Raw genomic sequence first — 26,514 nt, forward strand, 5'->3', positions numbered from 1 at the left:
GCCTGATGGGGGGCAGGCGTAAGCGCGAGCAGTGCGGTCTTCACCAGATGCGGATGCGCTCCGCTGCGGGCTTGAACATCTTGTCGCCGGCCTGGGTCTTGAAGGCCTCGTGGAAGCCGTCGTGGTTGATGGCGGCGCCGTTGGCGCGGAACTCCGCCGGCGAATGCGGGTCGGCCGTCAGCTGCTGCAGACGGCGCGGCTCGCGCATCTTCTCGCGCCAGGCCTGCGACCAGCCCATGAAGAAGCGCTGCGGACCGGTCAGGCCGTCGATGACGGGCGCCGGCTTGCCGCCCAGCGAGCGCAGCCAGGCCTTGTAGGCGATCTGCAGGCCCGACAGGTCGGCCATGTTCTCGCCCAGGGTCAGCTTGCCGTTCACATGCTTGCCGGGGATGGGCTCGTAGGCCTCGTACTGGGCCACCAGGCGCTCGCCGACCTTCTCGAAGGCCTGGCGGTCGGCCTCCGTCCACCAGTTGGCCAGGGCGCCGTCGCCGTCGAACTGGCTGCCCTCGTCGTCGAAGCCATGGCTGATCTCGTGGCCGATGACGGCGCCGATGGCGCCGTAGTTGACCGCGTCGTCGGCCCGGGTGTTGTACAGCGGCGGCTGCAGCACGGCAGCCGGGAAGACGATCTCGTTGAAGGTGGGGTTGTAGTAGGCGTTGACGGTCTGCGGGGTCATGCCCCATTCGCGCTTGTCCACCGGCTTGCCGGCCTTGGCGGCCTGGCGCTGCCATTCGAAGCGCTGGGCCCGCTGGCGGTTGCCGACCGGGTCGCCGGCCTTGACCTCCAGCGCCGCATAGCTGCGCCAGACGTCGGGATAGCCGATCTTGACCAGGTATTTGGACAGCTTGTCCTTGGCCTTGGCTTTCGTGGCCGGCGTCATCCACGTCAGGCCGTCGATGGATTCGCCATAGGCCGCCAGCAGGTTGTTGACCAGCTGGAGCATGCGGGCCTTGTCGGCCGCCTGGAAATTGCGCTTCACATAGGTCTCGCCGACGGCTTCGCCCAGCGCGTTGTTGACGTCGGCCACCGCCTGCTGCCAGCGCGGCTGCTCGGTCTTGGCGCCGCTCAAGGCCGTACCACGGTAGGCGAAACGGGCCTCGCGGAAGGCCTGCGGCAGCACGTCGGCGCTGGCGTCCAGCGCACGCAGGGCGAGATAGGCGCGCAAATCCTCGAGCGGCGCCTCGGCCAGCAGCTTGGTGGCGGCGGCAGCATAGGGCGGCTGGGCCACGATGACGCGGTCGGGCGACGGCACACCGGCGGCCGCCAGCAGGGCCGTCCAGTCCAGGCCCGGCGCCTTGGCGGCCAGCTCGGCCGACGTCATGGGGTTGTAGATCTTCTGCGGGTCGCGGTTTTCCTCGGCGGGCCATTGGGCCTCCGCCAGGCGTTGCTCGAGGGCATAGGCGCGTGCGGCGGCACCGTCGGGCAGACCGGCGGCGCTGGCAAGGGCCTGCAGATAGGTCTGGTAGGCCGTGCGGGCGGCGGCCATGCGGGCGTCGTCCTTCAGGTAGTAATCGCGGTCGGGCAGGCCCAGGCCGGTCTGGTTCAGCGTCAGGCGGTTGATGCCGGGCTGCTTGAAGTCGGGATCGACGCTCATCGTCAGCGGCTGGTCGACGATGCCGTTGTGCTGCCCCAGCCAGGCGGCCAGTTGCCCGCGGGTCTGCACGGCGTTCAGGCTGTCCAGCAGCGGCTTCACCGGAGCCAGGCCCGCCTTGTCGATGGCGGCCGTGTCCATGAAGCCGGCGTAGTAGGCGCCGAGCTTGTGTTCGGCCGAGCCCGGCTTGGCCTTGGCGAGGCCTTCAACGAGGGCGCGCACGCGCTGGTCGGACAGGTCGCGCAGCTGCGCCACCATGCCGAAGGAGGACTTGTCGGCCGGAATCTCGGTGGTGGCCAGCCAGTGGCCGTTGCCGGCGCGGAACAGGTCGTCCTGCGGACGGACGACCTTGTCGATGCCGGTCAGATCAAGGCCGGAATGCGGGGCGGCGCCGGCCAGGCCGGCCAGGGACAGCGTCAGGGCCAGAGCGGCCAGGCGGGGTGCTTTCATGGGAAGGCTGCGAAGCTCGAAAACCCGGCAGCCTAGGCGAAAGCAGGCGCCCTGCCGAAAGTGACCAGGCCGGGGCAACCCCTATCTTCCGCTGACCATTCCGCGTTCGCGGCACCCAGGCGCACGGAACGGAACATGCCGGGCCGAGCGCTGGGCCGCTCCCGAGCCGGCCCGCTCTGGCGATGTGCTTGCGGCTCGACGCCGCAAGCATCGCCGCCCCCTCGGGGGACCGACCAGGCGCGTGCGCGTTCAGCGCTGCGCGACTGGGCGAGGGGCTTCAATTCAGGCCGCTTCGGCTTCCGCCTGCGGGTCCGTCGCCTCCAGCTCGTAGCTGGCGGCCAACATGGCCAGCCGGCCGATGACGCCGTACATGTAGAAGCGGTTGGGCGCGCTGGCGCCCGGCTTTTCGCCCGGTCGCGGCAGGTGCGGCGACTCGGCAAAGGCCAGCGGCACATAGCTGGCGCCAGGGGCATTGAGGTTCTCGTCGATGCCGCGGTGGGCATGCACGCGGTAGAAGCCGCCGACGACGTAGCGATCCATCATGTAGACGACCGGCTCGGCGACGGCCTCGTGCACGCGCTCGTGCGTGGGCACGCCCTCCTGCACGATGACCAGCTGGCCGAGGTTCTCGGGCAAGCGTTCGGCCAGGCTCTCGATGTCCTTGGCGTCGCGCACCGTCATGACGCCCTTGCCATAGCTGCCCACGTCGCTCTTGATGATGACGAAGGGCTTCTCGTTGATGCCGTATTCCTTGTACTTGCGGCGCACCTTGGTCAGCTGGGCGTCGGCCGCCGTCTGCAGGGCCTCCAGGCCCTTCTTGCCATGCAGGTCGACGCTCTGCGACATCGGCGTGATCAGCCAGGGGTCCATGCCCAGCAGCTTGGCGAAGCGCTTGGCGACCTCGTCATAGGCACGGAAATGCTGGCTCTTGCGCCTCACCGTCCAGCCGGCGTGCAGGGGCGGCAGCAGGTATTGCTCGTGCAGGCCCATCAGCTGCGGCGGCGTGCCGGCGGACAGGTCGTTGTTGAGCAGGATGGTGCAGGGGTCGAAGCCCTTCAGCATCAGGCGGCCGCGCTTGCGCACCAGGGGTTCGATGACGAGGACCTCGCCATTGGCCATGCGCAGCTCGGTCGGCTCGGTGACGGCCGTGTCCAGGGTGCCGAAGCGCACGTTCAGGCCGGCCTGCGTGAAGATGCGCGCCAGCGTCGCCAGGCTCTCCAGGTAGAAGCTGCAGCGGGCGCCGGTCTCGGGGATGACGAGCAGGTTGCGGGCCTCGGGGCAGATCTTCTCGATGGCCGCCATGGCCGCCTGCACGGCCTGGGGCAGCATCTGCGGCGTCAGGTGGTTGAAACCGCCCGGGAAGAGGTTGGTGTCGACCGGCGCCAGCTTGAAGCCGGCATTGCGCAGGTCCACCGAAGCGTAGAAGGTCGGCGTGTGCTCCATCCATTCCAGCCTGAACCAGCGCTCCGTGGCGGGCATGGATTCCAGGATGCGAGCCTCCAGCTCGTTGATGGGGCCGTTCAGGGCGGTGATGAGATGGGGAACCATGGCCGAATGATCGCAAACTCCGGAAGGGCGCTCCACTTGGGGGCGCCGGGCAGGATCACAAGACGCCGTCGGCGCAGCATGTGCGCCCCCGTCCGGCATGCTTGGCGCGGTAGAGCTGGTCGTCGGCACGCTTGATGGCCGCGGCCAGGGTTTCACCGGCCTCGATGCGGATGGCGCCGGCGCTGAAGTCGACGACAAACCCCAGGGTGGCTTCGCAGCGCCGCCGCATGGCCTGGTGCAGGCGGCTGTCCAGGCGGGCGAAGGCTTCGGCATCGCAGTGGCGCACCAGCAGGCAGAACTCCTCGCCGCCATAGCGGCCCACCAGGTCGCTGGCGCGCAGTTCGCCGCGCAGTACCTCACCAGCGAGCTTGAGCACCTCATCGCCCACCGGGTGGCCGCGCTCGTCGTTGATGCGCTTGAAGTGGTCCAGGTCCAGCATCAGCAGCACGCTGGACTCGCCCGCCACGCCCAGGGCCGTGCCGGCGCGGCTCATCCATTCGCGGCGGTTCAGCAGGCCGGTCAGCGTGTCCAGGGACGCCAGCCTCACCAGGGCCTGCTCGGCCGCATCGCGGTGGGCGAGCAGGAAACCCATGGTACCCAGCACCAGGCTGGCATTGAGCAGCAGCATCGAACCGATGTTGAGCGGGTTGGGCGTCAGGAAGCGCGGGTAGATCTCCGGCCAGCCCAGCACCAGGCAGCCGCGGGCCAGCGTCATGATCCCGTTGGCCAAGGCGGCGCCTCCGCACAGCCAGCGCCAGCGCACGCCATCCGCGCCGCGCAGCAGCAGCACGCTGGCCCAGATGATCTGGGCGCCGATGGTCAGGTTGGTCAGGCCGGTGGCAACGCCGAGATCGCTGAAGACCAGGGCATGCACGACGCCCAGCCCGAGCGGCGCGCCCCACAGCCAGCGCCGCGACACGGCCAGCCCGAGAAAGCGCGCGGCGGTGATCACCGTGGCCGAGGCCGAGCCGCTCAGCGTCATGACGCCCAGCGTCGCCAGCAGGCGCGGCGCGGCCAGGGTCGCGCCGATCAGCAGGCCGAAGCCCAGGGCCTGGCCGAGCAGCATGAACTGCCAGGCCTGCAGGCCGCTGCGGGTGCGCAGGCCCACGCCGACGGCCAGCGCCAGGCTCATCAGCAGCGCATTGACCAGTACCGCCCCCAGGAGGGTGATCACATCCATGACGGACCAGCATAGCGGCCGGTCCGGGCGCCCAAAAGAAAAGCCGCCCCGGGGGGCGGCTGGTCGTGAACCAGGACCGGCGCGTGCCGGCCCCGGGGTTCACATCACTTGTGGTAAGCCGTTTCGCCGTGCGACGAGATGTCCAGACCTTCGCGCTCTTCCTCTTCGGTGACGCGCAGGCCGATGGTCATGTCGACCAGCTTGTAGGCGATCAGGGAGACGATGCCCGACCAGACGATGGTCACGCCGACGGCCTTGGCCTGGACGATGAACTGGCTGGCGATCGAATAGGCCTCGGGCGTGGTCATGCCGGCCGTGACCCAGTCGGCCACCGAGCTCGGTCCGCCCAGGGCGGGGCTGTTGAACACACCGGTCAGCAGGGCGCCGACGATACCGCCGACACCGTGGACGCCGAAGACGTCCAGCGAGTCGTCCGCACCGATCAGCTTCTTCAGGCCCGACACACCCCACAGGCAGGCGAAGCCGGCGACGACACCGATGACGATGCCGCCACCGATGCCGACGTTGCCGGCGGCCGGCGTGATGGCAACGAGGCCGGCGACGGCACCCGAGGCAGCACCCAGCATGGAGGCCTTGCCCTTCAGCAGGGCTTCACCCACGCACCAGGCCAGCACGGCAGCAGCCGTGGCGGCGAAGGTGTTGATGAAGGCCAGCGCGGCGAAGCCGTTGGCTTCCAGCGCGGAGCCGGCGTTGAAGCCGAACCAGCCCACCCACAGCAGCGAGGCACCGACCATGGTCAACGTCAGGCTGTGAGGCGTGAACTGCTCCTTGCCGTAGCCGACGCGCTTGCCGACCATGAAGGCACCCACCAGGCCTGCGACAGCGGCGTTGATGTGCACCACCGTGCCGCCGGCAAAGTCCAGCGCGCCCCACTGCCAGATCAGGCCGGCCTTGGCGTTCATCGCGTCGACGACTTCCTTGCCGGTGTAGGCGTCCGGGCCCATCCAGAACCAGACCATGTGGGCGATCGGCAGGTAGCTGAAGGTGAACCACAGCACCAGGAAGGCCAGACAGGCGGAGAACTTGATGCGCTCGGCGAAGGCGCCAATGATCAGGCAGGCGGTGATGCCGGCGAAGGTGGCCTGGAAGGCGGCGAACACCATCTCGTACATCGGCACACCCTTGCTGAAGGTGCCGCCGGTGGCGAAGGTGCCTGCGACGTTGTCCCAGATGCCCTTCATGAACAGGCGATCCGTGCCCCCGATGAAGGCGTTGCCCTCGGTGAACGCGAAGCTGTAGCCGTACAGCACCCACAGCACGACGATCAGCGAGAAGCCGACCATGACCTGCATCAGCACCGACAGCATGTTCTTGCTGCGCACCAGGCCACCGTAGAACAGGGCCAGGCCCGGCACCGTCATCATGATGACGAGCAGGGTGGACAGCAGCATCCAGGCGGTGTCGCCCTTGTTGGGCACGGGAGCCGGCGCGGCAGCCGAAGCCGCGTCGGCGGGTGCGGAAGCGGCAGCAGGGGCGGCATCGGCCGCGGAAGCCGCCGCGGGAGCGGCGGTGGCCACGGCGGCGGGCGCCGACGCGGCTGGATCCTGGGCCCAGGCCGCGGCCGGCACCAGCACGGCTGCCGCGAGGGCAAGGCCGGCAAGGAATTTCTTCATTTGAGTGGTCTCCAACGGGTGGGGGTGCGACGCGTCAGAGCGCGTCATTGCCGGTTTCGCCGGTGCGGATGCGTACGACCTGATCCAGCGGCGACACGAAAATCTTGCCGTCACCGATCTTGCCGGTGCGGGCGGAGGACTCGATGGCCTCGATGACGCGCTCGACGACTTCGTCGCCCACGGCGGCCTCGATCTTGACCTTGGGCAGGAAGTCGACGACGTACTCGGCGCCGCGGTACAGCTCGGTGTGGCCCTTCTGGCGGCCGAAGCCCTTGACCTCGGTCACGGTCAGCCCCTGCACGCCGATGGCGCTCAGGGCCTCACGCACCTCGTCGAGCTTGAAAGGCTTGATGACGGCAGTGATCAGTTTCATGTCGCTCTCTCCAGTGATCAGAAAGTCTTCTTGATGCCGACGACCAGCATGGTCTTGCCCATGAACTTGCCGTTCACCGGGCTGGCGTAGGCCACTTTGTTGGCATCCGTGCCGATGACGGCGCCGCTGAGCACCAGGCCGGAGAAGTCCTTGGCGAAGGTCAGCGAGTAGTCGCTGTAGGAAGCGGCCGAGTTGTGCTTGACGGTCTGGTGGCCGACGTGGGGCGACAGGGTCATGCCGTCACCGAGGTCGAAGTTGGCCGTCACGTCGAAATAACCCGAGTTCTTGCTGTCGGCAAAGCCGAACAGATTGCTCGTGCTGTGCGAGTACTTGGCCGTCACCGGGCCGAAGGTGGCGGCACCGTAGACCTCCAGCGTGTTGGCGCTGGGGTTGAGCTTGTTGCTCGGGTAGTAGTACTGCAGCAGGCCGAAGTCCAGGGTCAGGCCCTTGGCCACTTCGGTCTTGTAACCGCCGTAAAGGTCGATCTCGACGCCGGCATCGCCGCCGGCATCCTTGATCCACTTGATGGTCGAAGCCCAGGTGCCGACGTAGAAGCCATTCGGCGCGGCGTAGTCGATGCCACCTTGCAGGGCCGGCTTCAGGCGGGTCTGGGAGATGCCGCGATAGCGGTATTCGCTGACGGCGCCAACGTTGAACGACAGCGGATCCGGCGCCGGCTCATCGGCGAACGCGGGCAGGGCGACCGCGGACAGCGCGAGTGCGATCAGCGAAGGGGACAACTTCATGGCGGAGCTCCTGAGTGAATGTGATTGGGGTGGGATACGGTCCGGCGGGGTATTTGCAGCTTCCGTGCCAAGCGTCACACCTTGTCACGCCGCACGAATCTGGGCCGGACGCACCCCCAAGCCAGGCGTTTGCACCAAATTGGGAATTTGCACCATTTGCACCGCACCTTCGTAGTGCATCCATGGGAGAAGCCCCGGGCCGACTGCCGCCAGACCGGCGGCTAGACTGGCCCGCAACCCCTGGGAGTCCCCATGCCGGAGCGGTCCATCCAATGAGCCTCGCCACCGTCCACAGCCGCGCCCTCGACGGCCTGGCCGCGGCGCCCGTGACCGTGGAAGTCCATCTGGCCAACGGCCTGCCGTCGTTCACCGTCGTCGGCCTGGCGGACACTGAGGTCAAGGAGGCTCGGGAGCGGGTGCGCGCGGCGCTGCAGAACAGCGGCCTGTCCTTTCCCGCCAACAAGCGGATCACGGTCAACCTGGCACCGGCCGACCTGCCCAAGGAGGGTGGGCGCTTCGACCTGCCCATGGCCCTGGGCCTGCTCGCGGCCAACGGCCAGATCGATGCCGCCAGGCTGGCGGGCTTCGAATGCGCCGGCGAGCTGTCACTCGCGGGCGACCTGCGCCCAGTGCGTGGCGCCCTGGCCATGGCCCTCGCCCTGCGCCAGGACGGTGGCGAGCGCGAACTGCTGCTGCCCGAGGCGAGCGCGGCCGAGGCCGCCCTCGTCGACGGCCTGCGGGTGCGCCAGGCCTCTCACCTGCTCGACGTCGTCGCCGCCCTGCAGCCCGAGGGCGAAGCCCTGGCGCGCGCCGCCGCCCTGCCCCGCGAAGCCGCCCGCGGCCTGCCCGACATTGCCGACATCAAGGGCCAGGCCGGTCCCAAGCGCGCGCTGGAGATCGCCGCGGCCGGCGGGCACAGCCTGCTGATGGTCGGCCCGCCAGGCACGGGCAAGTCCATGCTGGCCCAGCGCCTGGCCGGCCTGCTGCCGGCCCTGGACGACGAGGCCGCCCTCGAATCTGCGGCCGTGCTCAGCCTGGCCGGGCAGTTCGACATCGCACGCTGGGGCCAGCGTCCGCTTCGCTCGCCGCATCACTCGGCCTCCAGCGTGGCTCTGGTGGGCGGCGGCTCGCCCCCCCGGCCCGGCGAGATCTCCCTGGCCCAGCATGGCGTCCTGTTCCTCGATGAGCTGCCTGAATTCCCGCGCGCCGCCCTGGAAGCCCTGCGCGAACCGCTGGAGACCGGCCGCATCCTGATCTCGCGCGCGGCCCGCCAGGCCGAGTTCCCGGCGCGCTTCCAGCTCATCGCGGCGATGAACCCCTGCCCCTGTGGTCATCTCGGCAGCCCCCTGAAGGCCTGCCGCTGCACGCCCGACCAGGTGGCGCGCTATCAGGGCCGCCTCAGCGGGCCCTTCCTCGACCGCCTCGACCTCCTCATCGAAGTCCCGGCCATCCCGCCGCGCGATCTGCAGGACCTGGCACCCGGCGAGCCCAGCGCCGCCGTCGCCGAGCGCGTGGCCATTGCGCGTGAGCGGGCCGTGGCACGCCAGGGCGTGGCCAATGCGCAGCTGCAGGCCCAGGAACTGGCCGAGCATGCCGTGCTGGACCCGGCCGCCAAGGCCTTGCTGGAGCGCTCGGCCGAGCGCCTGGGCTGGTCGGCGCGCAGCTTCCATCGCGTGCTGCGCGTGGCCCGCACGGTGGCCGACCTGGCCGCGGCCGCCACGATCGGCAATGCCCATGTCGCCGAGGCCATCCAATTGCGCCGGGGCCTGCCCGGCCAGGCGGGCTGAGCATGCGCCCGATCGCGCTGACGATCGGGCTGTGCACTGCCCTGTCGCTGGGCCTAACGACACCATCGCAGGCCGCGACGATCAGCATCGCCGTCCCCAGCGGCCCGGTGTCCCTGCCGCTTCTGGTGGCCATCGAGCAGCGGCTGTTCCAGGCCGAGGGCCTGGATGTGGTGCGCATTCCCTGCAACAGCGGCAAGGCCTGCCTGGCTGCCTTGCGTTCGGGTGCCGCCGACATCGCCGCCAGCGCCGAGTTTGCCGTCGCGATGACGGCGACCCAGACGCCGGCGGTCGCCATCCTCGCCTCCATCAGCGAGTCGACGGCGCAGATCAAGCTCATCGCCAGCCGGCGCGCCGGCGTGCGCTCCAGCGCCGACATGGCCGGCAAGCGCATCGCCACCGTGGCCGGCACTTCGGCCGAGTACTTCCTGGACCGCTGGCTGACCTACCAGGGCATAGACCCGGAACGCGTCAAGCTGCGCTTCGCCGAACCCGCCGCGCTGGGCGACCTCGTCCAGCAGGGCCAGGCAGCCGCGGCCGTCGTCTGGGAGCCGGAAGCCGGGCGCATCGAGGACAAGCTGGCCGCCGACGCCGTGCGACTGCCTTCTGCCCATGTCTACACCCAGCATTTCTGCATCGCGGTCCAGGCCCGCGCGGTCGACCGTGACAGGGGGCGTTTCGACAAGGTGCTGCGCGCCTTGCTGCGGGCCCAGCACGCCATCGCGGAATCTCCCGCCGAGGCCCAGGCCCTGCTCGCGGCCAGCCTCAAGGTCAACCCTTCCGTCGCCCAGCGCCTGATGGCCGAGCAGGAGTACCGCATCGCCCTGCATGCCTCGCTGCCCACGACCATGCTCAGCCAGGTGCGCTGGCAACTGGGGCAGGACGGCAAGTCGACGGAGCCTGCCCCCTCCATCCAGCAGCTGATCGACGCACGTCCGCTGCAGTCCATCGCGCCGAACGCGGTCACCCTGGCACGCTGAGAGGCCCTCCACCATGCGCTTGCCCTGGCTGAACTACCGATGGCTGCTGAGCCTGGCAGCATGGCTGGCCGGTGCAGCGGTCGCCGCGCCGCTGACGGTCGCCGTGTCGCGCTCACCGCATTCGCTGCCGGTTTTCGTCGCACTGGCCGAAGGTCTGTTCGAGGCCGAGGGCGTGTCGGTCAAGGCCATCGAGGCTCCCAGTGGCCGCCGCTGCCTCCAGCTGATGGCCGAGGGCCAGGCCGATCTCGGCACGGCTTCGGAAACCGCCATCGCCTTCGAGTCGCTGGCGCGCACCGATTTCGCGGTCGTCGCCACCTTCTCCAGCACCACCAGCGACGTCCAGCTGGTGGCCCGTCGCTCAGCCGGCATCCAGGCGCCGGGCGACCTGGTCGGCAAGCGCGTCGGCGTCGTCAAGGGCACGTCCGCGCAGTACTTCCTGGACAGCGTCCTGCTGACCCACAACGTCGATCCCCAGAGCGTCATCCAGGTCGCCCTGCAGCCGGAGGCGGCGCTGGACACGCTGGTGGCGGCTCAAGTGGATGCCATCGCCGTCTTCCAGCCCTTTGCCTACGCAGCCGCCCACAGCCCGCGCGTGGACGCCGTCGTGCTCAGTGAGACGGGTGACTACAAGCAGACCTTCAACCTCGTGGCCCAGGCCGGCGTGCTGAAGACGCGGCGACCCGACATCGAACGCGTCCTCCGGGCCCTGCACAAGGCCAGCGAAATCATCCGCGCCCAGCCGCGCCGGGCCGAGCTGGTCTTTGTCAGCCGGCTGGGTGTCGATCCGGCCTTCGCCCGCTGGTCCATGCAGCGCACCCATGCCGTGCTGTCGCTGGAAGAGGGATTGCTGCGTACCCTGCAGGCACAGGCCGGCTGGGCGCTGCGCGAGGGCCATGCCAGCGGCAGCAGGCCCGCTGACTACCGCGCCCTGATCGATGCCGGTCCGCTGCGCGCCGTGCTGCCCAATGCCGTGGGCCTGGCCCGCTGATGCCCCGCTGCCCATGAAGATCCGCTCCCTCTTCATCGCAGCCGGCGTGGTCGCCGTGTTGGTCGGCGTGTCGGCCATCGCGGCGATGTGGATGGCCACCGCCGCCGAGGACCACGCCGAAGTCCAGCAGCAACGCGCCCAGCAGGTCGCGCGCGACGTGGCCGGCCTGGTGGGCGTCACCTATGTGTTCCAGCGCGAGCGCGACGAGCTGTCGGTGTCGGAATGGAAGCGCTGGCACGCCAACATCGCCCGCGAGCTCGACGCCGCGGGTCCGCAAGGCGAGTCCCAGCCCGAGCTGGCGCTGCTGAAGGATGCGGCGGCCCGTCTGCCCGTGCTCTTCGACCGCGCCCTGCAGACCGCGGCCGCGCCGGCCAGCGACTTCGAGCGCCGCCGTCGCGACCAGGCCTTCGAGCTGCTGCTGGGCGACACACAGGCCATGGCCGACGCGGCCTTTCGCTGGTCGCGCAACGCCGGCGACGCGCGCGGCGATGCCGAAGACGTGCACGAGCGCGTCACCATGGCGGCCATCGCCAGCTTCGGTCTGCTGATAGTGGGCCTGGCCGTGCTCGGCGTGCGGCGCGTATTGCGCCCGCTGGCCCGGCTGACCGCGGCCGCCGAGGCGCTGGAGCGCGGCGAACCGGTGCCGCTGTTCGGCAGCACGACCCAGGACGAGCTCGGCACGCTGAAGCGCCGCTTCGACGCCATGACCCTCGCCCTGCAGCGCCGCACCGACGAACTGCGCGAGGCCGAGCAGCGCATGCGCAAGATCACCGACAACATTCCCGTCGTGGTGTCCCACTTCGACCGGGACATGCGCGCCGACTTCGGCAACCTCGCGGTGGAACGCGTGATGAAGCGGCCGGTGGCCGAACTGATGGGGCAGACTTTTCGCGAGATTCGCGGCGAGGCGGTGTGGGCGATCGCCAAGCCGCATGTCGACGCGGTGCTGAAAGGCCAGCCGCAGGAGTTCGAGTCCTTCGTGACCCGCGATGGCCAGACGCGCTACTTCGTGCAGCGCTATGTGCCCGACGTCGATGCCAACGGCGAGGTGCAGGGCTTCTATTCCGTGTCCTTCGACATCACCGAGCGCCGCCAGGCCGAGGCCCTGCTGGCCGAGAGCGAAAAGCGGCTGCGCGACATCGCGGACAACCTGCCCGTCATGATCTCGTACATCGACAAGGACGAGCGCCTGCTGTTCCTGAACGAGACCTTCAGCAAATGGACCGGGCTGGATCATCGCGCCACCATCGGCAAGACCGTGGCCGATGCCATTCCGGCACCGCTGTATGCGCAGCGCCGCGATCACATCGCCAGGGCGCTGGGTGGAGAGCGCGTCGAGTTCGATATCGAGTCGTCCGCTGCCGGCGTGGCGCGCTCCCTGCACAACCTCTATTTGCCGGACCGTGCGCAGGATGGGTCGGTTCGTGGCCTGTATGCCCTCAGCACCGATGTGACGGAACACCGTCGTTTGCAGCGCCAGCTCGCCGCGCTGGCCCGCACCGACGCCCTCACCGGCCTGCCCAATCGCTACTGCTTCAACGAGCAACTGGCCGCCGTCATCAAGCGCGCCCACCGCGCCCAGGCGGTTGCAGCCCTGCTGTTTCTGGACATCGACAAATTCAAGCTCATCAACGACGGCCATGGCCATGGCGTCGGCGACGAGGTGCTGCGCGAGTTTGCGCGCCGCCTGCTGGGCCAGGTGCGCGGCACCGATTTCGTCGGGCGACTGGCGGGCGATGAGTTCGTCGTCGTACTGGAGAGCCTGCGCGCTGCGTCCGAGGCCGAGATCGTGGCCGGCAAGATCATCGAGGCCATCAACCAGCCCTTTGCGACCTCCGTCGGCGCGCTGAAGGTCGGCACCAGCATCGGCATCGCCATCCGCACGGATGGCGAAGTCGACGGCGAGGAATTGCTGGGCCGTGCCGACCAGGCCCTCTACCTGGCCAAGGGAGAAGGTCGCAACCGGTACCGCTTGCACACGCCCTGAAGAAGCCGCGTCAGATGCGAATCAGCATGCCGTCGCGTTCGCGCACGGTGTCACCGGCCGTCAGCATGGGGTCGGAGCCCATCTCGACACGGCGCATCTGGCCGCTGCGGTCGACGACCTGGGCGATCCAGACGGTGGACTTCTTGGCGTTCTTCTCGACCTCATTGCCGGCATAGCCGCCGGCCGCCGCGCCGCCGATGGTGGCCAGCTTCTTGCCGGCGCCGCCACCGACCTGGTGGCCCAGCAGGCCGCCAATGACGGCACCGCCGACCACGCCCAGGCCGCTGCCCTTGCCCTCGCGGGTCTCGGCATGGATTTCCTGCACCCACAGACAGTCCCTGCAGAGGGCATCGCGCTGGGCCTGCGTGGGGATGGACAGCACCGGTGCCGGGCCGTCTTCGGCACGGGCCATGGTGGATGAGAGGGCGGCCGCCAGAGCGGCGGTGGCAATCAACAACTTCATTGCATCACTCCTTGGAACCCGCCCTGTCTCTTGTCTCTCGCCGCGCGTCTCAGGCGCGGGCGAAACCGTTCTCGGTCAGCCTGACCTCGTCACCGACACGCAGGCCCGGATCGGCGCTGCGCTCGAAGCGGCGCAGGCGGCCATCGCTTTCGCGCACCTGCACGACCCAGACGGTGTAGGTCTTCTGGTTCTTTTCGATTTCGTTGCCGGCATAGCCGCCACCGACGGCACCCGCCACGGTGGCGAGCTTGCGGCCATTGCCGCCGCCGACCATATTGCCCAACAGGCCGCCGACCACGGCGCCACCGACGGCGCCCACGCCGCTGCCCTTGCCGCGACGGGACTCGGTGTGCACGTCGGTCACGCGGCCGCAGTTGCTGCACAGGGCCGGCGGGGCTGGGGTTTCAACGATGGGGGCGGGCTGTGCCTGGCGCACCTGGTCGGCACTCGCAAGGCGCGCCGGCTGGGCCGTGGACTGCTGCTGCGTCGTCGCTGCAACGGTTTCGCCGCTGTCCGTGTGCGACCGGCCCACCGCGTAGGCGCCGCCGAGCAGCGCCAGCACGACAGCAACGCCGGCGACGATCTGGGTGGACTTGACGGAATGTGTGGGGGTCGACATGGGGCCTCCGGCGTGGTTGGTATGACCCGCAGGATGCCGCCCTCACGCGGCCCGCCCTGTAGGACGAGGCCGCTTCGACCTAGGGATGTCGACCTAACCCAACAGCGGCGCGAGCGCGCGGCGGGCGTCGGCCTCGCTGAGGCCGCAGCGCGCGGCCCAGTCGGCCAGTTGGTCGTCGCCGATGCGGCCGACGTTGAAGTAGGCCGCGTCGGGATGGGCCAGGTAGAAGCCGCTGACGCTGGCCGCCGGCGTCATCGCCATGCTGTCGGTCAGGCCCATGCCGATCTCATCGGGTGCCAGCACCTTGAAGAGGTCTTGCTTGGCCAGATGGTCGGGGCAGGCGGGGTAGCCCGGCGCGGGGCGGATGCCGCTGTACTTTTCGGCGATCAGCTCTTCGTTGCTGAGGCCCTCCGCAGGCGCATAGCCCCAGAACTCGCGCCGCACGCGCTCGTGCAGCCACTCGGCCGCGGCCTCGGCGAGGCGGTCGGCAAGGGCCTTGAGCATGATGGCCGAGTAGTCGTCGTGGCTGGCGAGGAAGTCGGCTTCCTTCCTGTCCACGCCCAGACCCGCGGTGACCGCGAACAGGCCGATGTGATCGCCGTCTTCGGCGACGAAATCGGACAGGCAGCGGTTGGGGCGCTTCACGCCTTCGACGACGGGCCGCTCCGATTGCATGCGCAGGCCGCGCCAGGTCATCGGCGGCTCGCTCTTGATCTCGATGTCATCCTCGTTGACGCGCGCGGCGGGGTAGAGGCCGAAGACCGCATGGGCCTGCAGCCAGCGGCCGTCGATGATCTTCTTCAGCATGGCCTGAGCGTCGGCGAACACCTTGCGCGCCTCGGTGCCGACGACGGCGTCGTCCAGGATGGCCGGGTAGGGACCGGCGAGGTCCCAGGTCTGGAAGTAGGGGCCCCAGTCGATGTAGCGGGCCAGCTCCGCCAGGTCGAGGTTCTTCAGCACGCGGCGGCCGGTGAACTTCGGCGCCGCAGGCACGCGGCTCAGATCCAGCACGGCCTTGTTGGCGCGCGCAGCGGCCAGCGTCACCAACGGCGTCTGCTTCTTGTTGGCATGCAGCTCGCGGGTCTTCTCGATGTCGGCCTTCAGCTCGGCGATATAGGCCGCGGCGCGGTCGTCGCTGAGCAGCTCGGTGCAGACGCCGACGGCGCGCGAGGCATCGGGTACGTAGACGACCGGGCCTTCGTAATGGGGCGAGATCTTGACGGCCGTGTGCACGCGGCTGGTCGTCGCGCCGCCGATCAGCAGCGGCATGTGGCGCGAGGCGAAGTAGTCATCGCGCTGCATTTCGGCGGCGACGTGCTGCATCTCCTCGAGGCTGGGCGTGATGAGGCCGGACAGGCCGATGATGTCGGCGCCCTCTTCCTTGGCTTTGCGCAGGATGTCCTGGGCCGGCACCATGACGCCCATGTTGACGACTTCGTAGTTGTTGCACTGCAGGACCACCGTGACGATGTTCTTGCCGATGTCGTGCACATCGCCCTTCACCGTGGCCATGACGATCTTGCCCTTGGGCTTGACGTCGCCGCCGGCCGCTTCCATGCGGCGCTTCTCTTCCTCGATGTAGGGCACGAGGTGGGCCACGGCCTGCTTCATGACGCGGGCGCTCTTGACCACCTGGGGCAGGAACATCTTGCCCTGGCCGAACAGGTCGCCGACGACGTTCATGCCGGCCATCAGCGGGCCTTCGATGACATGCAGCGGCCGGCCGCCGCCGGCCGAGATGGCCTGCCAGGCTTCCTCGGTGTCCTCGGTGATGAAGTCGGTGATGCCATGCACCAGCGCATGCGACAGCCGATGGTTCACATCGCCGGCGCGCCAGGCCAGGCGGGCCGAGTCGTCCTTGCCGGCGCTCTTGGCGCGGTCGGCGATCTCGATGAGGCGCTCGCCGGCGTCGGCGCGGCGGTTCAGCACCACGTCCTCCACACGCTCGCGCAGTTCGGCGTCGAGGTCGTCGTAGACGCCCACCATGCCGGCATTGACGATGCCCATGTCCATGCCCGCCTGGATGGCGTGGTACAGGAAGACGGTGTGGATGGCCTCGCGCACCGGCTCGTTGCCGCGGAAGCTGAAGCTCACGTTGCTGACGCCGCCCGAGACCTTGGCGCCGGGCAGGTTCTGCTTGATCCAGCGCGTGGCGTCGATGAAGTCCACGGCGTAGTTGTCGTGCTCCTCGATGCCCGTCGCGATGGCGAAGATGTTGGGGTCGAAGATGATGTCCTCGGGCGGGAAGTCCACCTCGTCAACGAGGATGCGGTAGGCCCTCTCGCAGATCTCGGTCTTGCGCGCGAAGGTGTCGGCCTGGCCCTTTTCGTCGAAAGCCATGACGACCGAAGCGGCGCCGTAGCGCTTGACCAGCTTGGCTTGGCGCTTGAACTCGTCGACGCCCTCCTTCAGCGAGATGGAGTTGACGATGCCCTTGCCCTGGATGCACTTCAGGCCGGCCTCGATGACGCTCCACTTGGAGGAGTCGATCATGATGGGCACGCGCGCGATCTCGGGTTCGCCGGCGATCAGGTTCAGGAAGCGCACCATGGCCGCCTGGCTGTCCAGCATGGCCTCGTCCATGTTGATGTCGATGACCTGCGCGCCGTTTTCGACCTGCTGGCGCGCGACGGCCAGGGCGTCCTCGAACTGGCCCGCCAGGATCATGCGGGCGAAGGCCTTCGAGCCGGTGACGTTGGTGCGCTCGCCGATGTTGACGAACAGGCTGCCGGCGTCGATGGCAACGGGCTCGAGGCCGGAGAGCTTGAGGGGAGGCGGGGCGGTGGTCATCGACGGACTCGTGCGGAGGTTCGATGAGCGCCGTTGGAAATCCGAGCCTGGCAGGTGCTGAACCCGTCGCAGCGCTCCTCGGATGAGCCGGGAATTCTACGCAGCCACCCCTTCGCCGTGGCTCAAGAACACCTCGGCAATGCCGAAGGCCGTTGAGAATGCCGCAATCCATGGCCTCCGAACTCATCCCCCTGCCTGCCCGCACCCTGCGGCTGGGCATGACCTTGCCCTACGACCTCTTCGACGCCACCGGCAAGCTGCTGTTCGCGCGCGGCCAGGTGCTGCGAGACTCGCCGCTGGTGCGCACGCTGATCGATGGCGGCGCCTGGGTGAATTCCTCCGACACCATGGAATACCAGCGCGCCCTGGCCCACCGCCTGGACACCATGGTCATGCAGGACGTGTCGCTGTCGGACATCGCCAAGGCCGATGGCAGCTTCCGGCTGGAAACGCCGGCGGCGCAACCCAAGGTCGAGCTGGGCCCGCGCGAGGCCTGGTCTGACCTGCTGATGCACATCCACAGCCTGCTGCGCGAGACGGAGCCGGCGGACTTCCAGCCCCGGCTCGCACAGATCCGCGACAGCGCGCTGAAGCGCCTGCACGCCCACCCGGACTCGACGCTGATGCTGCTCATCTTCGAGAGCAGCCAGGAGTTCGGCGACTACAGCGCCCGCCATGCGCTGCTGACCCTGCTGCTCAGCGACCTGGTCGCCCAGCAGCTGCAGCTGTCGGCCGAGCTGCGCGCTTCATTGCAGGGCGCCGCGTTGACCATGAACTACGGCGCGACGGCGGCCCATGACCGCATGGCCAGCCAGCTCGATGCCGCCACGCCGGCCCAGCGCCAGGCCCTGGCCGCGCACGGCGACCGCGCCGCCCAGCGCCTGGCCCAGGTCGGCATCCAGGACCCCGTCTGGCTGGCCGCCGTGCGGCTGCACCACGAGGCCGGCCCCGGCCCGCTGGGTAGCCGCAGCGAGGGCGAGAAGCTGGCCCGCCTGCTGCGCCGCATCGACATCTTCGGCGCCCGCCTGTCGCCGCGCCGCAGCCGCCAGGCCATGAGCGGCGCCGCGGCGGCACGCGCCGTCTTCCTCGACGAACTCGGCCAGCCCGACGAGGCCGGCGCGGCCTTGATCAAGACGGTCGGCCTCTACCCGCCGGGCAGCATCGTGCGCCTGGCCAACGGCGAAGTGGGCCTGGTCTTCAAGCGCGGCTTCAGCGCCAACGAGCCCCTCGTCGCCGCGCTGATCGGCAAGAGCGGCAGCCCGCTGAGCAACCCCGTCCCCCGCGACACCCGCCTGGCCGCCCAGGCCATCGCGGCCAGCCTGGCACCGGCCGAACTGAAGCTGCGGGTCAATCTGGAAGCCCTGCTGAAGCTCTAGGCCCGGCCGAGAACTCGACCTAGCAAGGCGGCCTTCGGGCCGCCTTTTGCATTCCAGCGCTTGCTTTCGCCCAACTGTGCACATACTATATATACACAATGCACAGTGGACTCCTGATCTCCCAGGCCGATGCGCGGCCCATGTATCTGCAGATCACCGAGCAGATCCGCCAGCGCGTCGCCGCGGGCGACTGGCCGCCGGGCAAGGAACTGCCGTCCATCCGCGCGCTGGCGGCTGATCTGAGGGTGAGCGTCATCACCGTCAAGCGCGCCTATCTCGACCTCGAGACGGAGGGTGTCATCGTGACCCGACATGGCAAGGGCTCCTTCATCGCCGACGCGCAGGACCTGGCCCAGGCCGGGCAGCGCGCCGAGCTGGACAGCCATCTCGCCGCCGCCAGCCGCATTGCCCGCACCTTGGGGCTGGACGAGCCCCAACTGATCGAACGACTGCGCCACGCGCTGAATCCCCAGGAGTCCACCGAATGAGCGCCACCCCGGCCATCGCAATGCACGGCGTTCGCAAGGCGTTCCGCTTCTTCACGCTGGAAGACGTGTCGCTGGAGCTGGAGCAGGGCCAGATCATGGGCCTGGTCGGCCCCAACGGCGCCGGCAAGAGCACCACCATCCGGCTGCTGATGGGCCTGCTGGCGGCGGAGGCCGGCGAGATTCGCCTGCTCGGCCACAACATGCCCGAGGAGCAGGCCGCGGCCAAGGCCCAGGTGGCCTTTGTCAGCGACGACATGCGCCTGTTCCAGCACGCGACGCTGGGCTGGCATCTGGGCTGGGTCTCTTCCATGTTCCCGGGCTGGGACGCCGCCTATGCGGCCCAGCTGCTGAAGCGCTTCGGCCTGAACGCCGAGCAGCCGGTCAAGGGGCTGTCCACCGGCGAGCACATCAAGGCCGCCCTGCTGCTGGCCCTGGCCCGCCGGCCGCGCCTGCTGGTGCTGGACGAACCGACCTCGGGCCTGGACCCGGTCGCCCGCCACGAGCTGCTGACCGAGTTCATGGACGTGCTGCGCGACGACAGCCGCTCCATCCTGTTCTCCTCGCACAACACCGTTGACGTGGAGCGCATCTCCGACCGCATCAGCTTCATCGACCGCGGCCGCGTCGTCGCCTCGAGTGACAAGGAAGACTTCCTGGAGCGCTGGCGGCGCGTGCAGGTGCGCAGTGACCGCACGGCCTGGGACCTGCCCGAGATCGTCCATTGCGAACGCGACGGCGCCCTCGCCACGCTGACCATCGATGGCTTTTCCGACGACTTCCTCACCCGCCTCGGCGCCCCGGCGCAGACGGTGCAGCGCATGAGCCTGGAAGAGATCTTCGTCGCCACCGTCATGCACAGCCGGGAGGCTCGCGGCCTATGAACCCCGTCACGCGCAAGCTCATCGTCAAGGAGCTGCATCTGAACCGCTGGTTCCTCGTCACCGTCACGGTGGCCGGCCTGGCCAGCTTGGGCGTCGCCCCCGGCGGCGAGGGCCTGTTCCAGCTCGGCTTCCTGGTCTGGCTGACGGCCATCATCGCCCTGGGCGTCATGCTGGCCCTGTTCGGCGTCGCCAACGAGCGCAAGGAGCGCGCCCTGCTCTTCGTGCTCAGCCTGCCCATCGCGCCGGCCGACTATGTGCTGGCCAAGCTGCTGGGCCTGCTGCTGTGCTTCCTGCTGCCTTGGGCCGTGCTGAGCGGCGGGGCTCTCGCCCTGGTGCTGATCGCGCCGGGCATCGCCGATGGCCTGCTGCCCTATGGCGTGCTGCTGTGCGTCTATCTGCTGGCCAATTACGCGCTGGTGCTCTGCGCCACCCTGCACATCAAGTCCGAGGCGGGCATGGCCGGCGTCATCGTGCTGACGAATATGTCGGTGTCCCTCTTCATGATGGGCATCCCCCGCATTCCCGAGATCGGCCAGCACATGCTGGCCGCAGCGCCGGTCTGGAACGGCGCCTTCTGGCAGGTCCTCGCGGCGGAGCTGGCCGTGATCCTGCTCGCCCTGTCCCTGCCCCTGCTCATCGCCGCGCGACGGCGCGACTTCCTCTAGGAGTCCCCATGAATCCCCAACCCAACGGCGAGAGGCTGCATGCCCTCGACGCAGTGCGGAGCTTTGCCCTTTTGCTGGGCGTGGCCTTCCACGCGACGCTGTCCTTCATCCCCGGCATGCCGCCCGGCCTCTGGGCCATGGTCGACAACTCGCCCAGCCCCTTCCTCGCCGACGCGAGCTTCGTGGCCCACAGCTTGCGCATGACGCTGTTCTTCTTCATCGCCGGCTTCTTCGCGCGGCAGCTGCACCAGCGGCTCGGCATGCGAGGCTTCTGGGCCAACCGCGGCAAGCGCATCGCCGTGCCGCTGGTGGTCGGCTGGCTGCTGATCTTTCCGGCCATCGCCGGGGTCTGGTATCTCGGCCTGCAGAAGGTCTTTCACGATGCGCCGCCGGCCATGCCGGAGATGCCGAAGACACCCGGCGCCTTTCCGCTGACGCATCTGTGGTTCCTCTACCAGCTGCTGTGGCTGTATGCAGGCGCCCTGCTGATGCGCAGCCTCGTCGTGCGCTTGGACCCCCACCAGAAGTTGCGCGGCCGGATCGACAAGCTCACGACCGGCGCCCTGCGCTGGCCCGCCGGCGCGCTGATGCTGGGCCTGCCGCTGGCCGCCTGCCTGCTGTCGCTGCCGATGTGGCTGCCCGTGATGGGCATCCCCACGCCCGACCAGTCGCTGATCCCGCAACTGCCCGCCACCGTCGGCTATGGCGTCGCCTTCGCTTTTGGCTGGCTGGTGCAGCGCGCGCCCGATGCGTTGGCCGCCCTGCGCTCGCGCTGGCCGATGCATCTGGCGCTGGCCATCGCGTCCTCGGCCGTCTGCCTCTACGTGCTGAAGACCCAGCCCGTGTTCGGCATGCCCGAGAACCCGAAGCTGATCTTCACGCTGTCCTTTGTCGCGTCGAGCTGGGCCTGGAGCTTTGCCATCACCGGGGTTGCGCTGCGCTTCCTGTCGGGCCATCACCCGGCGGTTCGCTACATGGCCGATGCGTCCTACTGGATCTACCTCGTGCACCTGCCCCTGGTCGCGGGCTTGCAGGTCTGGGTGGGCGACTGGCCGCTGCACTGGAGCCTGAAGTACCCCTTCATCGTCGCACTCAGCCTGGCCTTGCTGCTGTTGAGCTATCACTGGCTGGTGCGACCGACGCCGATCGGCAAGCTGCTCAACGGCAAGGCCTATCCGCGCCGTGCGGCTGCTGCAGCGCCGGTCGAGAAGGCCGCGCCGCCAAACGATATCGTCGCCTCGCTGCGCAGCGTGTCCAAGCGCTACGGCCCACTCCAAGCCCTGACCCGCATCGACCTGGACCTGAAGCGCGGCGAACTGCTGGCCCTGCTCGGCCCCAATGGCGCCGGAAAGTCCACGGCCATCTCGCTGTGGCTGGGCCTGCAGGAGGCCGATGCGGGTGAAGTGCAGCTGCTTGGCGGCGCGCCGACGGAGCTGCAGCAACGCCTGGGTCTGGGCGTCATGATGCAGGACGTCGAGTTGCCCAAGGACTTGAAGGTGCATGAGCTGGTCGCCCTGTCGGCCAGCTACTACGAGCGGCCGATGACGGTGCAGCAGGCGCTGGAGCGCGCCGGCATCGAAGCCCTGGCCTGGCGCCCCTATGGCAAGCTCTCCGGCGGCCAGAAGCGCCAGGTGCAGTTCGCGCTGGCCATCTGCGGCCGTCCCCGGGTGCTGTTCCTGGACGAGCCCACCGTCGGCCTCGACATCCAGGCCCGCGAAGCCATGTGGGCCACCCTCCGCGGCCTGCTGCGCGAGGGCTGCTCCATCCTGCTGACCACCCATTACCTCGAAGAAGCCGAGGCGCTGGCGACGCGCGTGGCCGTGCTCGGCAAGGGCCGCTTGATCGCCTCGGGCAGCGTCGACGAGATGCGCGCCCTGGTCTCGCGCCGCCACATCCGCTGCACAACCGCGGTGGCGATGCGCGACGTCCGCCAGTGGCCGGGCGTTGTCGACGTCAGCTGCGACCACGACCAACTCGCCATCGTCGCCATCGATGCTGAAAGCGTCGTGCGCGGCCTGCTCGCCACCGACCCCCTGCTGTCGCGCCTGGAAGTGAAACAGGCCGGGCTCAACGAAGCCTTCAACGAACTGACCCGGGAGGCCGCATGACCGCCTTGACCCATCCCATGCCCATGGGCCGCACACGGGCGGTCTACGCCCTCGAGATCCGGCTGGAGCTGGTGCGGCTGCTGCGCATGCCAGCCTTCGCGCTGCCGATGTTCCTGCTGCCGGTGGCCACCTATCTGCTGTTCGCCTTCGCGGTGGCCGGTGAGGCCGTCGCCAAGGACCCCGACGCGGGCCGCTTCATGTTCGGCGGCTTCTCGGTGATGGCCGTCACGATGGCGGCTCTGTTCGCCACCTGCCCCAACCTGGCCATGGAGCGCGAGCAGGGCCTGCTGACCCTGAAGCGCGCCCAGCCCGCGCCGCCCGGCGCCTGGCTGACGGCCAAGATCGTCGCCGGTGTGGCCTGCGGCGCCCTGGCCTATCTGCCCATCCTCGTGCTGGCTGCCGTCACGGGCCAGGCCCATCTGAGCGGCGCGCAATTCGTGGCCATGAGCGCCGTGCTCGTCGCCGGCACCATCCCCTTCTGCGCCCTGGGCGTCATGCTGGGCGCGCTGACCAGTGGTTCCGCCGCACCGGCCTATGCCAACCTGGCCTATCTGCCGGGGCTGTATCTGTCGGGCGTGTTCTTCCCGCTGCCCAAGTCCATGCACTTCCAGACCGTGTTCTGGCCGCACTTCCATCTGGACCAGCTCGTCTTCGCCGCCGGCGGCGTCGACAAGTTCCGCTGGATCGCACCGGAGATGGCGGTGGCCATCTTGCTGGGCTTCACGGTGCTGTGCAGCGGCGTGGCGCTTTACCGGCTGAAGCGCCGCGGTTGAAGGCAAGGGGCGACCCGCAGGTCGCCCTCGTCACCCAGAACCGATCAGCGCTTGGCCGAGCCATCGGCCGCCGTGTTCACCGCCACGCCGTTGTCGGTGCGCGAGGCCTTGGCCGACGCGCTGCCCTCGGCCTGGCCCTTGCGGCCGGTGGCCTGGCCGCTGGCGCCACCACCGACTTCGTTCTTGCTGGCATTGCCCGTCGCGTTGCCGCCCAGGGCCAGCGGCGAAGCCGGCTTGGCAGGCGTCGTCGAAGCCGTGGGGGCAGCAGGTGCCGCCGGTGCTGCGGTGGTGGGCGTGGCAGGCGCGGCGGGCGTCGTCGCGGCCGGCGTGTCGCCCTGCTTCAGCGCGCCATTCAGCATGCCGCTGCCCTGGCCGGCCAGGCTGCCGCTGACGCCGTTGGCCGTGCCGTTCAGCGCGCCGCTGACACTGCCGTCGGCACTGCCCGAGGCGCTGCCGGCGGTGTTGCCAATCGCATCCTTGGCGCCTTCGCCGGCGCTCTTCACCTGACCGACCGCGCCGGTCGCCGTGTCCTTGACGCCGCCGACGGTGCCCTTGGTCTTGTCCAGCGTGCCCTTGACGAGAGAACCGTCAGCCGAGCCGCTCGCATTGCCACCGGCCTTGCCGCCGACATCGAGCTGGCGCGGCGACAGGGCGCCATTCAGTCCACCGGTCAAACCGCCGGTGAGACCACCGCCGCCGCCGAGCAGGCCGGCATGGGCCGTGGAAGCGAGCAGGCCGGCCGCCATGGCGGCAACGCTCAGCGTGGTACGGAAGACTTGGGTGCGACGGGTTGCAAACATGATGGATCTCCGGGTGTCGTTGCGGAAGAGCCAGCCATTCCGGCCCTTTCACTGAGTACAACGACGGCCGCCGCGAAATCCTTCCCGATCGAAATGCAACGCCTTGTGTCAGCCCAATCGCTCCAGCAGCAGGCTGGCCAGCGGTGCGCGCGTGACGCGATGCAGGCCGGCGTCCAGATCGGTGTCGGCCACCGCACTGCTGAGCAGGCGGATGGGGCCATGGGGGTTACTGGCCAGGTCCGGCGAGGCAAAGCTGAGCCCGCTGTCGGTGCCGGCGTCATGGACCTCCAGCGCCAGGCTCAGTCGCGTCACCCAGCGGCCGTCCTTCTGCAGCGGCAGGCCGGCGACGCCGACAAACCAGTCCGGGCTGGGCGCCACCATGGACACCAGGGTCAGCAGCGGGTGTCGCTGCGTCAGCACGAATTCGATGGAGACCTGCGTCTCCGCCGTGCCGATGCCGGCGCCGCTGAGTGCTGCGCTCACGGCACCGGCCTGCTGGGCTTGCGCCACCTCGGCCAGCAAGGCGGCCTTCTGCCCGCGCTCGGCCATGTCCTGGATGCCCTGGGTCGCCAAGCCACCGTCCCGCCAGAAACTCACCGAGGCGTCATGCACGGCGCCCACCAGACCTGAGAAATGCCGGTTGGCGGGGAACCAGGTCGGGAAATTCGACGTCGCCCAGTCCGTGCTCAAGGTCGCGCGGTAGGTCACGGCATCGGGCTCGGGCGCCATCGACATCGGCGAGGTCGACGGGACGGCAGCGCCGCCGTCGCCCCCTCCCCCGCAACCGGGCAGCAACCAAGGCAGCGGCGCCAACAGGCAGAGGCGACGTGTGGCCACAAGGCCGGAATGGCGGACGGAAGACAGCGCAGGCATGGCAAGCTGGAGCAGTGGCGACAGGCAAGTCAGTCGCCGCCCGACCGCTTCCCTTACAGACCTCAGCGCCGTTGCCGGGCCTGCAGTTCTTCGGGCACGACGCGCAGGTCCTCGGCCACCAGGCCACGGCCATAGACCGGGTCGCGGCCCGGAGCACCGAGGTCCACGGCCGATGCCGCCAGGCGCTCGAGGACGGCCGCCGCTGCGGCCGGATCGGGCTGGCGCAGCTCGGCCGCCAGCAGCCCCGCCACCAGCGGCGCCGCAAACGAAGTGCCGCGCGCAATGCCATAGCCGCCCCCGCTGCGCGCCACGGCCATGTCCGCGCCCGGCGCGGTCAGCAGCACCTGGGGCCCCTGGGCCGCCTCGGGCAGCACACGCCGCGACGGGTTGACGCCCGTCACGCCGATGACACCGGCATAGGACGCCGGAAACAGCGGCGGCGCCGCCGGCCCGTCATTGCCCACGGCAGCGACGATGAGATGGCCACGTTTGACCAGGGCCGCCACGCCCTGCTCCAGCAGGCGGTTCGTCGGCCCGACCAGGCTGAGGTTGATGACGGCGACGCGTTCGCGCGCCATCCAGGCCAGGGCGCGCACCACCTCCTCGGCCGAGCCGCCGTCGGGCTTGTCGCAATAGACGTCGGCGGCAAAGAGTTCGGCCTTGACGGCCGCGCCGGCGAAGCCCCGGTCGAGGCCGACGAGCAGGGAGGCGACGGCCGTGCCGTGCTCGCTCGAGATCGCCGTGCCACCGCAGCCGAAGCTGGGGCCGGCCGCGTGACGCAGCGCGGGGTGTCTGCGGTCCACACCGCCATCGATCAGTCCCACGCGCACAGCGCCCGTCTGCTTGAGGGGTGCGCCCGCCGCGGCCGACACCTCGCCGCTGCGCGAATACAGATGGTTGAAATCGGCCTGCAGATCGGGCTGGGCCACGCGCAGCTTGTCGAGCGCCTCGGCCGTGTCCAGGCCCGCCGGCACACGCAGCACCACCTCGCGCAGGTCCAGCTCGGGCCAGGATTCTTCACGCAACTTGACCAGGCCCAACGCAGCCGCAGCTGCCAGTGCCGCCTCGCTGGGTGCCAGCAGCACCAGTTCGCGCCGGCGGATCAGTTCGCCGCGTGGATCGGTCTCGACGACGTCGGGGTGGCGCTGCAGCAGGTCTCGCACCTGGGTGACCCGCAGGTCGACGAGCTGGGTTGTCGTCGACAGCAGCTCGGGCAATGGCTGGGTCACGCGGTCGACGACGCGGTCCACCACGCCGGGCAGGCGCTGCACACCGGGCAGCTGCGGCAGGCGCAACTGGGCCTGGGCCCCCAGCGCGGCAGTGATGGACAGGACAAAGACGGCTTGTTTCATGGCGTTCTGTGAGGATAACGAGCGAGGCTGGGAAGAAAATCCATGCCTCGTCCGTTGTTCCGGTA

At 69.3% G+C, this 26,514-nt stretch carries 22 protein-coding genes and 1 riboswitch; of the genes, 10 read left to right on the forward strand and 12 right to left on the reverse strand.

Going from position 1 to position 26,514, the window contains the following annotated elements; genetic code table 11:
* Positions 1 to 40 precede the first annotated feature (40 nt).
* From ACS5PN_RS09580 to ACS5PN_RS09605, 6 genes are all read right to left on the reverse strand, one after another.
* Positions 41 to 2,041, reverse strand: a complete 2,001-nt coding sequence (locus tag ACS5PN_RS09580) for a M13 family metallopeptidase (RefSeq protein WP_439463726.1) — start codon at positions 2,039 to 2,041, stop codon at positions 41 to 43.
* Positions 2,042 to 2,323: 282 nt separating this feature from the next.
* Positions 2,324 to 3,589: a glutamate--cysteine ligase gene (gene gshA, locus ACS5PN_RS09585; protein ID WP_439463727.1), complete on the reverse strand. Its 1,266-nt coding sequence runs from the start codon at positions 3,587 to 3,589 to the stop codon at positions 2,324 to 2,326.
* A gap of 55 nt (positions 3,590 to 3,644) precedes the next feature.
* Complete coding sequence (locus ACS5PN_RS09590; RefSeq protein ID WP_439463728.1) at positions 3,645 to 4,769, reverse strand: GGDEF domain-containing protein; 1,125 nt, start codon at positions 4,767 to 4,769, stop codon at positions 3,645 to 3,647.
* Between the two features lie 104 nt (positions 4,770 to 4,873).
* Positions 4,874 to 6,403, reverse strand: a complete 1,530-nt coding sequence (gene amt / locus ACS5PN_RS09595) for an ammonium transporter (RefSeq protein WP_439463729.1) — start codon at positions 6,401 to 6,403, stop codon at positions 4,874 to 4,876.
* A gap of 34 nt (positions 6,404 to 6,437) precedes the next feature.
* The gene (gene glnK / locus ACS5PN_RS09600) at positions 6,438 to 6,776 is read right to left on the reverse strand and encodes a P-II family nitrogen regulator (RefSeq protein ID WP_439463730.1); all 339 of its coding nucleotides are present in this window, start codon (positions 6,774 to 6,776) and stop codon (positions 6,438 to 6,440) included.
* Between the two features lie 17 nt (positions 6,777 to 6,793).
* Complete coding sequence (locus ACS5PN_RS09605) at positions 6,794 to 7,522, reverse strand: TorF family putative porin (RefSeq protein ID WP_439463731.1); 729 nt, start codon at positions 7,520 to 7,522, stop codon at positions 6,794 to 6,796.
* A 272-nt stretch (positions 7,523 to 7,794) separates the two neighbouring features.
* Here ACS5PN_RS09605 and ACS5PN_RS09610 point away from each other — a divergent pair, with 272 nt between their 5' ends.
* From ACS5PN_RS09610 to ACS5PN_RS09625, 4 genes are read left to right on the forward strand one after another with little or no spacing between them, the layout of a single operon-like run.
* A complete protein-coding gene (locus tag ACS5PN_RS09610) occupies positions 7,795 to 9,309 on the forward strand; it encodes a YifB family Mg chelatase-like AAA ATPase (RefSeq protein WP_439463732.1) in 1,515 nt (504 codons plus the stop codon).
* A 2-nt stretch (positions 9,310 to 9,311) separates the two neighbouring features.
* Positions 9,312 to 10,286, forward strand: a complete 975-nt coding sequence (locus tag ACS5PN_RS09615; RefSeq protein ID WP_439463733.1) for an ABC transporter substrate-binding protein — start codon at positions 9,312 to 9,314, stop codon at positions 10,284 to 10,286.
* Positions 10,287 to 10,299: 13 nt separating this feature from the next.
* On the forward strand, positions 10,300 to 11,274 hold the full coding sequence (locus tag ACS5PN_RS09620) for an ABC transporter substrate-binding protein (RefSeq protein WP_439463734.1): 975 nt from the start codon (positions 10,300 to 10,302) through the stop codon (positions 11,272 to 11,274).
* 13 nt (positions 11,275 to 11,287) lie between these two features.
* On the forward strand, positions 11,288 to 13,261 hold the full coding sequence (locus ACS5PN_RS09625) for a diguanylate cyclase domain-containing protein (RefSeq protein ID WP_439463735.1): 1,974 nt from the start codon (positions 11,288 to 11,290) through the stop codon (positions 13,259 to 13,261).
* A 10-nt stretch (positions 13,262 to 13,271) separates the two neighbouring features.
* On the opposite strand, the gene ACS5PN_RS09630 is transcribed toward ACS5PN_RS09625, so the two are convergent.
* From ACS5PN_RS09630 to metH, 3 genes are all read right to left on the reverse strand, one after another.
* The gene (locus tag ACS5PN_RS09630; protein WP_439463736.1) at positions 13,272 to 13,724 is read right to left on the reverse strand and encodes a glycine zipper 2TM domain-containing protein; all 453 of its coding nucleotides are present in this window, start codon (positions 13,722 to 13,724) and stop codon (positions 13,272 to 13,274) included.
* A 49-nt stretch (positions 13,725 to 13,773) separates the two neighbouring features.
* On the reverse strand, positions 13,774 to 14,343 hold the full coding sequence (locus ACS5PN_RS09635) for a glycine zipper 2TM domain-containing protein (protein ID WP_439463737.1): 570 nt from the start codon (positions 14,341 to 14,343) through the stop codon (positions 13,774 to 13,776).
* Positions 14,344 to 14,436: 93 nt separating this feature from the next.
* Entirely contained in the window at positions 14,437 to 17,133 is a 2,697-nt protein-coding gene (metH, locus tag ACS5PN_RS09640) for a methionine synthase (protein WP_439463738.1), read from the reverse strand.
* Between the two features lie 18 nt (positions 17,134 to 17,151).
* Positions 17,152 to 17,218, reverse strand: a riboswitch (S-adenosyl-L-homocysteine riboswitch).
* 85 nt (positions 17,219 to 17,303) lie between these two features.
* Between metH and ACS5PN_RS09645 the strand changes: the two genes are divergently transcribed.
* The 6 genes from ACS5PN_RS09645 to ACS5PN_RS09670 all read left to right on the forward strand — a co-directional run bounded on the left by ACS5PN_RS09645 (position 17,304) and on the right by ACS5PN_RS09670 (position 23,424).
* A complete protein-coding gene (locus ACS5PN_RS09645; protein WP_439463739.1) occupies positions 17,304 to 18,509 on the forward strand; it encodes a hypothetical protein in 1,206 nt (401 codons plus the stop codon).
* A gap of 98 nt (positions 18,510 to 18,607) precedes the next feature.
* Positions 18,608 to 18,997 (forward strand): GntR family transcriptional regulator, encoded by a 390-nt coding sequence (locus ACS5PN_RS09650; protein WP_439463740.1) that lies wholly within the window; start codon positions 18,608 to 18,610, stop codon positions 18,995 to 18,997.
* Positions 18,994 to 19,878, forward strand: coding sequence for an ABC transporter ATP-binding protein (locus ACS5PN_RS09655; RefSeq protein ID WP_439463741.1), 885 nt, complete (start codon positions 18,994 to 18,996; stop codon positions 19,876 to 19,878). Before ACS5PN_RS09650 ends, ACS5PN_RS09655 begins: the two co-directional genes overlap by 4 nt.
* Positions 19,875 to 20,543, forward strand: a complete 669-nt coding sequence (locus tag ACS5PN_RS09660) for an ABC-2 transporter permease (RefSeq protein WP_439463742.1) — start codon at positions 19,875 to 19,877, stop codon at positions 20,541 to 20,543. Before ACS5PN_RS09655 ends, ACS5PN_RS09660 begins: the two co-directional genes overlap by 4 nt.
* An 8-nt stretch (positions 20,544 to 20,551) precedes the next feature.
* On the forward strand, positions 20,552 to 22,651 hold the full coding sequence (locus tag ACS5PN_RS09665; protein ID WP_439463743.1) for an ATP-binding cassette domain-containing protein: 2,100 nt from the start codon (positions 20,552 to 20,554) through the stop codon (positions 22,649 to 22,651).
* Positions 22,648 to 23,424, forward strand: coding sequence for an ABC transporter permease (locus tag ACS5PN_RS09670; RefSeq protein ID WP_439463744.1), 777 nt, complete (start codon positions 22,648 to 22,650; stop codon positions 23,422 to 23,424). The genes ACS5PN_RS09665 and ACS5PN_RS09670 overlap by 4 nt, the downstream gene beginning before the upstream one ends.
* 44 nt (positions 23,425 to 23,468) lie before the next feature.
* On the opposite strand, the gene ACS5PN_RS09675 is transcribed toward ACS5PN_RS09670, so the two are convergent.
* From ACS5PN_RS09675 to ACS5PN_RS09685, 3 genes are all read right to left on the reverse strand, one after another.
* On the reverse strand, positions 23,469 to 24,224 hold the full coding sequence (locus tag ACS5PN_RS09675) for a hypothetical protein (RefSeq protein WP_439463745.1): 756 nt from the start codon (positions 24,222 to 24,224) through the stop codon (positions 23,469 to 23,471).
* A 108-nt stretch (positions 24,225 to 24,332) separates the two neighbouring features.
* A complete protein-coding gene (locus ACS5PN_RS09680) occupies positions 24,333 to 24,959 on the reverse strand; it encodes a spondin domain-containing protein (protein ID WP_439463746.1) in 627 nt (208 codons plus the stop codon).
* 200 nt (positions 24,960 to 25,159) lie between these two features.
* The gene (locus ACS5PN_RS09685) at positions 25,160 to 26,449 is read right to left on the reverse strand and encodes a S8 family serine peptidase (RefSeq protein ID WP_439463747.1); all 1,290 of its coding nucleotides are present in this window, start codon (positions 26,447 to 26,449) and stop codon (positions 25,160 to 25,162) included.
* Positions 26,450 to 26,514: the final 65 nt, after the last annotated feature.

Origin of the sequence: Roseateles sp. NT4, assembly GCF_051857475.1 — a bacterium.
In the GTDB taxonomy this organism is placed as follows: Bacteria; Pseudomonadota; Gammaproteobacteria; order Burkholderiales; family Burkholderiaceae_C; genus Pelomonas.